Origin of the sequence: Paenibacillus graminis (assembly GCF_000758705.1) — a bacterium.
In the GTDB taxonomy this organism is placed as follows: domain Bacteria; phylum Bacillota; class Bacilli; order Paenibacillales; family Paenibacillaceae; genus Paenibacillus_AQ; species Paenibacillus_AQ graminis.
On record NZ_CP009287.1, the window covers coordinates 5716829 to 5729561 of the forward strand.

Annotated in this window: 12 protein-coding genes; 2 read left to right on the forward strand and 10 right to left on the reverse strand. The window is 45.8% G+C overall.

All coding sequences use genetic code 11. The features are described 5' to 3' along the window. Positions 1-308: 308 nt before the first annotated feature. From PGRAT_RS24710 to PGRAT_RS24725, 4 genes are all read right to left on the reverse strand, one after another. A complete protein-coding gene (locus PGRAT_RS24710) occupies positions 309-887 on the reverse strand; it encodes a CueP family metal-binding protein (RefSeq protein ID WP_025707051.1) in 579 nt (192 codons plus the stop codon). Between the two features lie 751 nt (positions 888-1638). After that, entirely contained in the window at positions 1639-2817 is a 1179-nt protein-coding gene (locus PGRAT_RS24715; protein ID WP_025707050.1) for a WD40/YVTN/BNR-like repeat-containing protein, read from the reverse strand. Between the two features lie 38 nt (positions 2818-2855). Continuing rightward, positions 2856-3893: an acyltransferase family protein gene (locus PGRAT_RS24720; protein WP_025707049.1), complete on the reverse strand. Its 1038-nt coding sequence runs from the start codon at positions 3891-3893 to the stop codon at positions 2856-2858. After that, positions 3880-4980 (reverse strand): hypothetical protein, encoded by a 1101-nt coding sequence (locus PGRAT_RS24725; RefSeq protein WP_025707048.1) that lies wholly within the window; start codon positions 4978-4980, stop codon positions 3880-3882. Before PGRAT_RS24725 ends, PGRAT_RS24720 begins: the two co-directional genes overlap by 14 nt. A 281-nt stretch (positions 4981-5261) precedes the next feature. Between PGRAT_RS24725 and PGRAT_RS24730 the strand changes: the two genes are divergently transcribed. After that, positions 5262-6371, forward strand: coding sequence for an acyltransferase family protein (locus PGRAT_RS24730; protein ID WP_025707047.1), 1110 nt, complete (start codon positions 5262-5264; stop codon positions 6369-6371). Between the two features lie 96 nt (positions 6372-6467). Next, positions 6468-7673 carry a flagellin lysine-N-methylase gene (gene fliB / locus PGRAT_RS24735; protein WP_238326853.1) on the forward strand — a complete coding sequence of 402 codons (1206 nt, stop codon included), beginning with the start codon at positions 6468-6470 and terminating at the stop codon, positions 7671-7673. 76 nt (positions 7674-7749) lie between these two features. Here the strand turns inward: fliB and PGRAT_RS33500 are convergent, their stop codons facing one another. The 6 genes from PGRAT_RS33500 to PGRAT_RS24760 form a co-directional block, all read right to left on the reverse strand. After that, positions 7750-7899 (reverse strand): hypothetical protein, encoded by a 150-nt coding sequence (locus PGRAT_RS33500; RefSeq protein WP_155990467.1) that lies wholly within the window; start codon positions 7897-7899, stop codon positions 7750-7752. 195 nt (positions 7900-8094) lie between these two features. After that, positions 8095-8739 carry a YdcF family protein gene (locus PGRAT_RS24740; RefSeq protein ID WP_025707045.1) on the reverse strand — a complete coding sequence of 215 codons (645 nt, stop codon included), beginning with the start codon at positions 8737-8739 and terminating at the stop codon, positions 8095-8097. A 2-nt stretch (positions 8740-8741) separates the two neighbouring features. After that, the gene (gene rfbB, locus PGRAT_RS24745; protein WP_025707044.1) at positions 8742-9737 is read right to left on the reverse strand and encodes a dTDP-glucose 4,6-dehydratase; all 996 of its coding nucleotides are present in this window, start codon (positions 9735-9737) and stop codon (positions 8742-8744) included. Between the two features lie 34 nt (positions 9738-9771). Beyond that, complete coding sequence (gene rfbC, locus PGRAT_RS24750) at positions 9772-10332, reverse strand: dTDP-4-dehydrorhamnose 3,5-epimerase (protein ID WP_025707043.1); 561 nt, start codon at positions 10330-10332, stop codon at positions 9772-9774. A 21-nt stretch (positions 10333-10353) separates the two neighbouring features. Next, positions 10354-11232, reverse strand: coding sequence for a glucose-1-phosphate thymidylyltransferase RfbA (rfbA, locus tag PGRAT_RS24755; protein WP_025707042.1), 879 nt, complete (start codon positions 11230-11232; stop codon positions 10354-10356). 32 nt (positions 11233-11264) lie between these two features. Continuing rightward, positions 11265-12713, reverse strand: a complete 1449-nt coding sequence (locus PGRAT_RS24760) for a flippase (protein ID WP_025707041.1) — start codon at positions 12711-12713, stop codon at positions 11265-11267. Positions 12714-12733: the final 20 nt, after the last annotated feature.

Sequence of the window (12733 nt, forward strand, 5' to 3'; positions counted from 1 at the left end):
CCCCTTTCGCAAGCTGCAGTTGAAATCTATTTACTTCTATAGTGAAGCATAACCTTTTGTGAGAGATCAATAGAACGTTTGGTTATAAGTGAGTTTTACCAATCAAATACCCTAAAGACAGGGCTTTCATCTCAGGCTCCCCTTTGCGGTGAGGTCAAGAAAGAAGGTATTCTTTTTATTGAAATCCAAGAGAATTAACACTTATCAAAAAATAAATCATAGAAAAAAACCTTGATGGACACAGTACCATTCAAGGTTAATCTAATAGACCAAAGCTTTTCAGTTGTTCATTTACTGCACTAGAACCTTCACCCCAACTGCATAGTTGTCACACAAGTATCGTCCTTCTCAAACGTGGAAATCTCGGACTCTGCTTGTTTGCCGTCATGTTCAATAGTAACTTGATAAGTCTGGTCCCGCGGCAGCCACAAGTCGATAAAGCCGTTGGGCTGGGATTTCACCGTTTCGTTGTCCATTATTACCTTGCCGTCCGCGTCTTTGACTGAGATGTTGAACTTTTCCTCTGTCATCTCGCCCTGGCAGCCGGTCAGGCTGTGGGTTGCGCACGGATGGGTTTGATTGAGGTAGGGTGCAATGGAGACGAAAAATTCGTCAGCTGGCAATGCATAGGTCGCCGACTTGCCATCGCTCTCTTTTACCATGAGCTGTGTGGATGAAATCGACGCTGACTCCGCTTTTGCAGTACGCATACTGTAACTCCGTACCATCTGTTTTAGTCCTTGCGTGTCCATTTTAACGCTTTGTACATCCGTTTCAACACTTTCTGATTTTCCAGTCTCTTTTGAGTCATTGGTTCCTGCTAACATATATGTTCCCATGGCAATAACAAACACTATTCCGGCAGCTACAAGTACTTTATTTCTCATCCGGGCAATCCTCCTCCTGTTTCTTTCCCTATTATAATCTAGCCCATACAATTGTAGACAAGACGAAAACGTGACAAATGTGCCAAGCAAGCAACGGCCGGCCAAAGAGTACGCCATACGCAAAAAAAGCGAACCCCTTGTATGACCAGGAAATCCGCCTTAGCTGCTGCTGCCTGTTCTCAAATGGTGAAATCAAACCGTTCACACCGGAATGAAATGGTTAAAATATGAAGATCCAGCCGCAGGCGTTTCAGGCCCAACGAGCTGAGTCCTCTCTTGGTCGATAGAGTCTGCCTGTTTGCTACGGACTGAGCGGCGCTTATCCCTATCAAAAATCATTTTTAGCAAGGTAACGGACTGAGGCGCACTTATTCGCGGACATTTATCCCATTTAAAGCTACTCGTGAAGCCATAAGTGCGCTACGGTCCGTTAGCCCCGGCATAAGTATCCTTATTGAGAAAATAGCGGCGTTACGGTCCGTAAAGATCAGCAAGACAGACATCACAATCTTGAATGCAAGGGTGATAGTGATAGCTAGCGGATTTCACAGGATAAGAACAGATGCTCTACTGGCGGGTGAATAAGGTTGAGGTTACGAAATCCGTATTTGTTAGAGGTTCATCCATTTGGTGAGTCAGGCCCATATTGCTGTACAATCCGCAAGATTTTTGTCCACTGATCGTTGCTTAGGATACTGTTTGTTGAATAACGGAACATACAAGATGTTCGCCCCCTAAGGGTCCCAACTGACTAGAATTCAAAAGCAAACTTAGCCTTCCAGCTCGCGCCGCCGTCCTTCGTGGCATACAGGGTTGAGCTGTTCATATCACGTACCGCCAGCCAGCCCTGATTATGGTCAACGAAGGAGATCACGCCTTCAAAGCCCAGGACCGTCTTGGAGTTGCTCCACGCCTGTCCGTTGTTCTTGGTCATGCCGGTGCCGACCATCTGGGCCGCAGGCTGATAGCCGACCAGGAAGGCTGTGGTTTTGCCGATCACCTGCATCGTTCCGGGACTGCCTGAAGCCGGCCCCTTCTCCTGCTTGGCTGATCCGCTTCCCGGAGCAGGACCGCCGCCAGCCGTTGCCTGGGCAATGATTCGGGTCCAACTGCTGCCTGCATCGGAGCTGCCATAGAGGGAGTACGAGGTCTGCGACATCCCCGAACCGCCATAAAGCACAGTATATACCTGAGAAGCGTTAGCGTAGACTTGAGCGTATAGCGGATCTGAATAGGCCACTTTTTTCATCTGCTTCCAGCTTGCCCCGCCATCGGTGGTTCTCATGATCTGGTAGCCGCTGCCCTGATTAACAACGACCGCCCAGCCGCTGCTGCTGGTAGTGAAGTCCGCCCCGCGAGTATTAGCCGGAGTAGGAATCCGGCTCCAGGTGCCTCCGCCATCTTTTGTATAATAGGTAGAAGCGCGGTTATAGCCAAATCCGGTTGCACCGTCTACAAATTCTATACGCTCAAAGGCCGCCGGACTCTGGCTCAGCCGCTTCCAGGTGGAACCGCCATCCTTGGTACGGATCAGATATTTGTTCTGGCCGCCCTTCAAGGAGGCTAAGGCCCAGCCATGCACATTATCCGGAAACTCGATTTGCTGAAAGTTCCATTGTCCCTGATAGATCTCCTGGAAGTGGCATCCCCCATCCGATGTCCCAATCAAAAAACCGTTGCCGGCCGCCCGGCCCGTCTCTGCATTCAGAAAGTCCACTGTGGCAAAGGTAAGCGGGTCGGCTCCTTTAGCCGTCTGCTTCTTCTGCAAATCCTGCAGAATCCCATGATCTCCCGTACTGCAGGACGGTGCTGGTGTGGCGGGCGCTGCCGCCTGTGCCGGAGACACTGCGGTTCCCCAGCCCGAAAAGGCAAGCAGTCCCGCAGAGAGAATGGTTAAAGATCTTTGCTGCAATTTTCTAGTAATGTTCATTGAAACACCTCCTAGGGTATATTTACCCTATCCGGCAATCACGAAGCGGCGGCCGCTGTCGTGCCGGATTTCATACGGGCGCTGAACCCGTTAACTACTTTTTTCAATACAAAAGCCAGTCCCAGGGTAAGCAGGATGCCCGCCGCATTCAGGATAAGATTGTTCACAGGCAGCTCCAGGCTCCGCCGGAGATCCGCCAGAATTTTCAACATCCGTTCATGAATCAGGTAAATTTCCAGACTATGCGTGCCACAGAACGTAAGGAAGGGATACCGGGTCCATTTGTGCTCTGCCACCCAGTGCAGTCCTCCCGCCGTAAGCAGGCATAAGGGCAATGTAATCAGGATAAAAGGATACCACCACAGCCCATAGCTCCACACATATTCGCTCATATATTTCTGGATTGCTGCCAGCATCCCTACACCGGACAGAAGCATCCCCAGATATAGAATGCCATTTATCCGCGAGACAGCCTGTTTCTTGTCGATCAGGTAACCCACCCATACGCCAACGAAGAAGATCGGGATTCTTATCGTAAAAATCAGCAAATATGCGAGAGGTGTTCCCGATAGAACCACGCTAACCACAAGACCAATCAAGCTGGCCGCCGCCACAGTAACAAGCTTTCGCTGGCCCCTGAAAAAATGCATAAACAGCGGCGTAAGCAAATACAGCACCAGCAGGGCAGGAACGTACCAGTCAAACCGGCTGTCCCGTCCAAGCCAGAAACTAAGCGTGGTCAGGTTTAGAAGCACGTCCGTAAAGGGCATCTCACCCATTCCCCAATACAGCAGGCAAAAAATCAGCACCACCGGAAGATACGTAGGCAGAATCCGCTGCAGCCTTCTTTGATAAAATAAAGCTGTGCGGGTATTCGTGCGGGTTGCATAATAAAGCCCCAAGCCCGACACCAGCAGGAAGATATCCACCCCACCATATCCGTAGGCCTGCAAAGTGCCAAGAACCGGAACGGAGGAAAAACTTACCGTCGAGTGATAGAGCATCACCCACAGAATTGCCAGTCCCATGAGCTGGGTGCGGTACGTGCTGATCGCTGTGTAATTAAGCTTGTTCATGGACAACCTCCGGAAGGGGCGGTTGGCGGCGGGTAGACGGTTTGGCTGACATCAGGCTGGAGAGCTGTTTGTAATTCATTGCGAACAGCATACCCAGCGCAGTCTCCGCGAGAATAATCAGATCTCTGTTCGGGATTACCAGCGGGACCGCAACAACACCAATGACGATAAGCGCCCAAGGCAGCGGATGCTCCAAGTACTGCTCCACGTAGCGGTTAAGCCACAGCAAAACCTTCATCCCCACATAAGTGCAGACCAGAACCAGCCCCCACATCCACACAATGTACAGGCGGCCCAGACCCAGCCGGTCAAAAGCCAGGATCAGAAACAAATGGGTAAACAAAAATAGAAACGAATGCTTGCCGAAATACAGAACCAGGTTGGAGGATGCGTAGCTTTTTTTGCTCCTGAAAAGGTAGAAGACCCCGAACAACACGAACAGAGACAGCAGCAGATATTGCACGGACATATTGTATTTCACAAAATCCGTCTCGCGCACTTCTCCATAACTGACGATGGCCAGCATCACCCCGGTAGCCACAGCCGCCATGAGGTTTACCAGATTGTTGCACCGATAGGCAAGGACCCCCGCCGCAAACGCAAACATCCAAGGGAAATACGTGAAACCGACCGTTTCTGTGAAGAAAATAGATTGTAGAGGAAAGTCCGGCAACCGGTGGCCGATGAACGTATGTACTGCAAACACCAGCAGCGACAACAGGAGGTATAAATAGAGTGGAGGTTTGAGGTATTTCTCTAAAAGGTATACACTGATCACTCCGAGTGCGATGATCTGGGGAACATCCATGATCCGAAATGCCTGAATCTCCGGCCTCCACATCAGATTATAGGAAAACCCGATGAGCGCGAACAGCACATAAAAGCCGAGAAGCGATCCGAAACTGCGCCTTCGCACCAGCAGGGTGGTAGTCACACCTGAGACCGCAAAGAAGAGTACAGGGGCCACACCGGCAACAATCTGGAACACCCGTTCATTGCCGTTAAAATAAAGCGGAATATGCGCCATGATCATCAAAATACAGCTAATCCCCTTAATCGCATCCAATGAATAGTCATATTCCTTCATTCCCCTCACTTTCCTTTCCGTTCATATGGATTTCATTTCGATTATAAAACGAATCCTGCGATCTCCCACCCCTCTAAAGTGTAAGATTTCACATGAATTCTGCACGTATGTGCAATTTATTCCATACCTGCAGTTCCAACTACCCTTCTTTATATAACTATCAATAAATTATATCAACCAACTAAGGTAGTATATTGAAATAACTAGTTTGTACCATGTTCTTGCCTATTATTTCCTATAAACTATTGATAACTTATAGGGAAGGGGGCTGCCGTCAAGCCATGCAAGCTCCAGATACGACTTCAGCGACAACTGCAGCGGAATCAGCTTCCGCTACTTCCAGGACCCCGCGGCTCAAAGTGATCGACATGGTAAGAGGGATTACCATTCTGCTCGTCGTTGTGGGACATGCCGGCCTGACTCCGGTCGTGCTCAATGATATGTTCAGAGATTTCCGGCTCCCGCTGTTCTTTATCGTCTCCGGTTATCTGTTCAGCGCCTCCAAATATTTTGACAATTTCACAGCATTGCTTCGTACCCGTATCTTTACCCTCGTTGTTCCCTATCTGTCTGCCGGATTCCTCTGCTACCTGCTCTGGCTCATTCTTCGGACCCTCGAACCAAATCACAGTCCCGGTATTGCTTGGCATGAACCTATGCAGGCTATTGCGCTCGGCACCTATTCCGGGGGGCTGCTCCTGAATATTCCCAGCTGGTTTCTGACCTGCCTGTTCGTGACCCAGATCATCTTCTGCCTCAGTATGCGCTACCTGAGCGGACGCCCGCTGCTGCTGCAGCTTGCTGCCATGCTCGCCTTAAGCCTGTCCGGTTATGCTCTAAGCACCATAGTCTTCCTGCCCTGGAACATCGACGTTGCGCTCGTCGCCCAGCTCTTCGTGTTCATCGGCTACCAGCTCAAACAGCATCAACTGCTCAGCAAAATTCGCGTCTTCAACCTGGGCACCCTGGTATGGATGGCGCTTTTTCTCACAGCTGCTTACTTGAACAGCTATGTCGACATGAACAATAGAGAATACGGCAACCTGTTCCTCTTCTACACCGCCGGAATCGCCGGAAGCCTGCTCGCCATCAAAATGACCCAGCTACTCTCCAGATCCAGATTCTTCGCCGCCACCCTCACCTACATCGGCCAGGAATCGCTCGCTATCCTCATCTTCCACTACGGCATCTTCATCCTGCTGCTGAACTTCATGGAACGCTTCGTCTTCGCCAGCTACCTGGGCTGGTTTCCGACTACCGTTATTGCGGTGACAGGATCACTGGTGCTGAGTCTGGTAGTGAAGCGGGTACCGGGAATGGGGTTCGTGCTGGGGAGGACAAGAAAGAAAGCTGCGCCTCCAAGGAGCTATGTAGAGAGGGCAGCTTCCTAGTCTTAGTAAATTAAAGATTTACCTCCATCTTCCCGATAATAGTAAATGATGCACTTACTTATAGCGGAGACACAAGGAGGTTTTTTTTTGCAGGTTATGCAGAAGGAGTATCTGACTCCTCAATATATACGTCAATTCCAATGTACGGGAGCCGCTTGCGAAGACACTTGCTGCTCTTTATGGGAAATAACCATAGACCAATTAACCTATGAAAAGTACAAGCAGATTCCTGACACGAGCCTTCACAAAGAGATTAACAAGAATCTTGTGCGTAATCATAAAAGCAAAGAGTCATACGCTTCTTTTAAAATGAACCAAAAAACCGGAAACTGTTCTATGCTCTGTGACGGCCTCTGCACAATTCAAGCCAAGGTAGGAGAGACCTTCCTCTCACAGACCTGCTCGACCTATCCGCGAATTCTGAATGAGGCCGATGAGATTGAGGTATCTGCACTCTTGTCCTGTCCAGAGATCGCCCGCCTGGTACTTCTCTCAGAAGACGCCATGAACTTTACCCGAACCCATGAACTGCATACACCGAATTTGCGCATCAACCCGCTAGGCAGCCTTACCGATAAGAAGAAGCTATGTATTCAGAACCTGCGGGATATCACGCTGGAGGTTTTGAGCGACCGCCAGTTCTCTCTTCAACACCGGTTAATTATTATTGGAGTACTAATGGATAATACTGACGAGTTGCTTCGTTCAGGTGCATATGATAATGTTCTCTCTTTCTTGGATGAATTCAGAGGGGAGCTGGTCACTAACGAAGAGCTGCGCAACTATGGCGTATTTCCCTCAGACGATCAGATCCAATTCCAGATTTTGAACAATACCCTAATGGCGCACCTAAGTGAATTTTTATGGAATGCCCGCTACAATGAGTGCATGAATGAATACCTCACAGGCATACAGAGCAACGGGAGCAGCTTGAGTGAATCGTTACATACTTACCGCAGTGTACGCGAACAAATCTATGAACCCTACCTCCGGGAGAAGGAGTTTATTTTTGAGAACTATGTGATTAATCATGTGTACCAGAATTTCATGACCGATATTTATGCAGGGGGCAGCCTGTTCGACTTCTTCGTGAAGCTCGTTGCAGATTGTTCCTTCATTCGGCTTCACCTCATTGGAATGGCAGCGTACAGACAAGAGCTAACTGACGATATGGTCGTCAAGCTCATCCAGTCGTATACGAAAAACTACAAGTTCTCCAACAAATTTCTCAACGCAATACTTAAAGATATAAAAGATCAGGGATACTATAGCCTCGGGGGAATGTCCTTATTGATAAAGTAGCGACGAGATACAAGTCGGGAGGGTTACTATCAGGGCCGGAAACACATAAATTCTTATTTCCAAAAAACGGAGGCCCTTAGGCCTCCGTCTCACTTCCCTGCTTCCCCACCAGCCGCCGCCGTTTCGATCCACGCTTCACCCACAACCGCCCATCATCATCCCGATAGAACCATATATGTATCCATCGCAAAGGCGTCCATATTTCCTTAAAATAATAATTAGGCATGAGACCTCTCTCCTACCGCAGCAAAATAGATTTAACCCTAATTATAGACCGGGATACCTAGTTTGTTTGTCGGTTTGTGGGAGGGGCATAGGAATTTATTAGTATAAAAGATGAACTTCGTGAATTGAACCGCTTATAGCGGTTGAAATCCGGTGACAAGCTGGTAAGTTAGGCTGCGATCATCACATCTGGATTCTAGTGGAACCAGCGCTTAATCTGTTCCAATGCGTCTTTAGCCTCAGGACCGTTATAACCAAAAAGATTGCCAATCATCTTGGTATATTCGTTAAACGTCGTCTCCCGGCTGTACTTGTCACCCCACCAACGTTTGGCATTGTAGCCGGAATCCGAACCGACATACGTTAGCTTAATCCCGGAATGATTATAGACATGATCGAAAAGCAACTTCACCCGCCGCATGTGAAAATCCGAAGAAATAACAATGGCCGAAGTAAAGCCATGCTGCTTCATAATCGGAAGCGTCAGCTTTGCGTTCTGGTAGGTGCTTAGTGCTGCATCCTCGGTCAGAATGGCATCATCAGGGATGCCAAGAGCTAGGGCGGTTTGGAGCATGTCGCCGGAGGCGCTGGTTATCTCTTTGGAATTGGACAAGAGAAGATATGGGGCATAGCCCGATTTGTATAGTTCAACCGCATCCTCAATCCGGCCTGTGCCTCCACTTAGCACGATAATGGCATCTGCTTTTTTGGGAGACTGATTGAATTGAAGAAAACGCCCTGCACCAAAGAAGCACAATGTAAGAACTAACAGAACAGGCAAGTACAGAAAAAGAATTCTCTTTCTACGCTTGCCCGTCTTTTTAACCTTTATACTCTTCATAACTACTTCCGATACTCGCCGCTAAGAATTTGCTCCCACCACTCTGCGTTTGCCGTGTACCACTGTATCGTCTGCGCAATTCCAGTCTCAAAAGTGTACGTAGGCTTCCAGCCCAAGTTCTCCAGCTTGGTAGGATCGATAGCGTAACGCTTGTCATGCCCCAACCGGTCTGCAACAAATTCAATTAAATCTTCAGACTTACCCAGAGTATGGATGATGGTCTTCACCACCTCCAGATTCGTACGTTCATTATGACCGCCTACATTATACACTTCACCACTTACGCCTTCGTGCAAAACAAGGTCAATCGCAGCACAGTGATCATAGACATGCAGCCAGTCACGAATATTTTTGCCATCACCGTAAACTGGAACCTTTTGTTCGTTCAGAACTTTAGAGATCGTCAGAGGAATCAGCTTCTCCGGGAAATGGTACGGGCCGTAATTGTTAGAGCAGCGGGTAATGTTCATCGGCAAGCCGTACGTTTCATGGTAAGACCGGACTAGCAGATCTGAACCTGCTTTGCTTGCACTGTAAGGGCTATTCGGCTGCAAGGGAGTTTCTTCGGTAAAGAACACAGTCGGATCAAAATCCAGTTCACCGTAAACCTCATCCGTGGAGACATGAACAAATTTAGTCAGCCCTATCTTTCTGGACGCATCCAGCAGCACTTGTGTCCCCATAACATTCGTACGAACGAATACAGCCGGATCGGTAATGGAGCGGTCAACATGACTCTCTGCAGCGAAATGCACCACATAATCGAATTTCTCTTGTTCAAAAAGAGCAAAGATTGCCTCCCGATCGGCAATATCTGCTTGTACGAAACGATAGTTCTCCTTATTCTCGATTTGTCTATGCTTGGTCAGATCACCGGCATAGGTCAACAAATCCAGGTTTACTACATCGTAATCAGAATATTTATTAACCATGTAATGGACAAAGTTCCCGCCGATAAAACCGGCACCGCCGGTAATCAGCAATTTTTGCTTACTCATCATCTACACCTCAGAACTCTCTATTAATAATTCCCTAGCCGCCATATGTAAAATTCAAATTCGCATCCTTCAACAAAGGGGCCTTTTCATCCTTGGCAGATAGTACCGGGGCCACATGTATCGGCCATTCAACACCAATGGCGGGATCGTTCCACAGAATGCCACCGTCACATTCCGGGGCATACAGCTCATCACATTTATATTGAACCTCAACATCTTCTGTCAGCGTCATGAATCCATGTGCAAACCCCTTCGGAACCAGCAACTGCTTCTTGTTCTCCGCACTTAACTCCAGACCAAACCACTTGCTATACGTGGGGCTGCCTTTTCTAATATCTACAGCCACATCGTAGATGACTCCACGTGTACAACGGATAAGCTTCGTCTGCGCTTTAGGATTCAATTGATAATGAAGTCCTCTTAGAGTTCCTTTGACAGCAGAATACGATTGGTTATCCTGGACAAAAGAAATATCTATTCCATGTTCCCTAAATTTCGCATCACTGAATGTTTCCATAAACCATCCGCGATGGTCACCAAATACTGCCGGTTCAACGATAACTACACCAGGAAGTGCTGTTTCCGTCAATTTCATTTTTCTTCACACCTTTAAAACTTAATATTGGATTTTCCCGGTAGCTACTTTTATTAAATATTGACCATAACCTGTTTTGCTCAGCTTCTGCCCGCAGATCAACAAATGCTCTTTAGTGATCCAGCCATTAATATAGGCAATCTCCTCAAGAGCAGCGATCTTAATCCCTTGATGATCCTCGATCGTTCTAACAAAATTAGTCGCATCCACAAGACTTTGATGAGTTCCCGTATCCAGCCAAGTAAAGCCGCGGCCCAGCAGCTCAACATCCAGCTCACCAAGCTTAAGATAAGCTTCATTAATAGAAGTGATTTCAAATTCACCCCGAGAAGAAGGCTTAACATTTTTTGCAATCTCGATTACCCGGTTGTCATAGAAGTACAAACCAGTGATAGCATAATTAGATTTAGGCTGCGCAGGCTTTTCTTCCACACTAAGGACCTTACCATCATCATTAAACTCCACCACGCCAAAACGCTCTGGATCTTGCACATGATAACCAAACACCGTCGCACCTTGCGCTTTGTCTGAAGCCCGTTTCAGCATTTTCCGGATGCCGTTGCCATAATAAATATTGTCTCCGAGAATCATAGCCACTGAGTCATTCCCAATAAAAGACTCACCCAAAAGAAAAGCCTGAGCCAAACCGTCAGGACTTGGTTGCACTATGTATTGTAACGATATGCCGAACTGAGATCCATCTCCTAAGAGGCTTTCGAACCTAGGAGTATCTTCCGGTGTGGAGATGATCAGGATGTCATTAATTCCCGCAAGCATTAAAGTAGATAATGGGTAATAGATCATTGGTTTGTCGTAAATAGGTAACAGTTGTTTACTGGTTACCATAGTTAATGGGTAGAGGCGGGTTCCGCTGCCTCCGGCTAGGATTATGCCTTTCAAAATACTTCCTCCTCGATTAAATTCCTAAAGCCTCAATTTCTAAGTTTTTTAAAAAACATATCAAATAAATACACTGTAATTTTCTCCCTAATTATATATAAAGCCAAAAAATAAAACGTTCCTCCTAGTAAAATCCCAACAGCAAAAGACAGAAAAAGATTATCTATTAAATTACGAGATAAAATCATTACACCGCCCATCAGCATAGATACAACCAAATATGAGATGGAGGACTTGTTGATAAAACTAATTTCACTATACTTTAGATTCTTTTTAGCAATATAAAGTCTAATGCTTACCGCCATAAATTCAGAAAGCACTTGAACGATCCCAGCACCTAATAAACCAATCCTAGGAATCAGTAATAAATTAAAAGTTAAACTAAATAAACTGGTTAATATTGCAATATATAATCCAATTCTCTCTTTACCCGAAGCCACAAGTACTTGATACTGAAGGTATCCTGATAATGGTGAACACACGATAGTTAAAGACATTATCTGTAACAAAGTTGCTGCTTCTAAAAACTCACTTCCTCCTAAAATGTACATAATATTCGAAGCCAGATACATAAAACTAACACAAATAGGTATTGTAATCCATAAAATATAATTGGGTATTTCTGACATTAAATATCTAAAACTACTCTCATCATTTTCTTTATAATAAGATGCCCTAGGTAAAGTAACATTAGAGATTGCAGTAGAAATAGCAACAGCCATATTTACAAGCGTCTTACTCCTATTCATAAATGCTACGGCTTTTGTATCGAAGTATAAGCCAAGGAGTACTTGATCTAAATTAGTATAGATACTTACAATTAATGTATGGAAGAAAAAAACACTTAATCTCTTGAAATGCCTAATGGGGTTAATGCCCCTATATTTCATCTTAACGCTTTTTTTGCTATAAATATAATTTAAAACACTACTTAGGCTTGTCGCAAAAACACTTATTAGTCCATATAAGACATAATGATCTGACTCCTTTACAAATAGGAAGATACAAATCAAAGAAATTGTTTTAAAAATAGCACTTCTAATTGTAATATATCTATATTCTTCTATCCCTTGAAAATACCAATCTATAGAAAACATATTCAGTACAATACTGAGGGACATAATTAAGTACAAATGTATTTCATTATGAAAGGTAGAGATACTGAAGATCACAAAAAAATAAATTACAACAACTACGAAAGATAAAATCGCATTTATAATTACAAGCTCAGAAAATATAGTACTTAGTTTTTCTTTATCGTCTCTAGCCTTTGCTACTTCCCTGACTCCGTATGTGGCAGTACCATATGTAGCAAACAAAACAAACCAACTAACAATGGTGGCAGCAAAATTGACCTGACCTAAATTAGATGCCCCAAGCACTCTAGAAACATAAGGTGCTGTTATTAAAGGGAATAGTAAATTTAATCCAGTGTATATAAAATTAAAAATAACATTATGAAATAAAGACTTTTGTTTCATTTTCATATTCTATATAGCAA

What these genes read in the sequence shown, in the direction of transcription:
- PGRAT_RS24740 (WP_025707045.1), bottom strand. Translation starts at nt 8,739, where the DNA reads ATGAAGAGTATAAAGGTTAAAAAGACGGGCAAGCGTAGAAAGAGAATT.
- PGRAT_RS24760 (WP_025707041.1), bottom strand. Translation starts at nt 12,713, where the DNA reads ATGAAACAAAAGTCTTTATTTCATAATGTTATTTTTAATTTTATATAC.
- PGRAT_RS24720 (WP_025707049.1), bottom strand. Translation starts at nt 3,893, where the DNA reads ATGAACAAGCTTAATTACACAGCGATCAGCACGTACCGCACCCAGCTC.
- PGRAT_RS24725 (WP_025707048.1), bottom strand. Translation starts at nt 4,980, where the DNA reads ATGAAGGAATATGACTATTCATTGGATGCGATTAAGGGGATTAGCTGT.
- rfbB (WP_025707044.1), bottom strand. Translation starts at nt 9,737, where the DNA reads ATGAGTAAGCAAAAATTGCTGATTACCGGCGGTGCCGGTTTTATCGGC.
- PGRAT_RS24730 (WP_025707047.1), top strand. Translation starts at nt 5,262, where the DNA reads ATGCAAGCTCCAGATACGACTTCAGCGACAACTGCAGCGGAATCAGCT.
- PGRAT_RS24715 (WP_025707050.1), bottom strand. Translation starts at nt 2,817, where the DNA reads ATGAACATTACTAGAAAATTGCAGCAAAGATCTTTAACCATTCTCTCT.
- PGRAT_RS33500 (WP_155990467.1), bottom strand. Translation starts at nt 7,899, where the DNA reads ATGCCTAATTATTATTTTAAGGAAATATGGACGCCTTTGCGATGGATA.
- PGRAT_RS24710 (WP_025707051.1), bottom strand. Translation starts at nt 887, where the DNA reads ATGAGAAATAAAGTACTTGTAGCTGCCGGAATAGTGTTTGTTATTGCC.
- fliB (WP_238326853.1), top strand. Translation starts at nt 6,468, where the DNA reads ATGCAGAAGGAGTATCTGACTCCTCAATATATACGTCAATTCCAATGT.
- rfbC (WP_025707043.1), bottom strand. Translation starts at nt 10,332, where the DNA reads ATGAAATTGACGGAAACAGCACTTCCTGGTGTAGTTATCGTTGAACCG.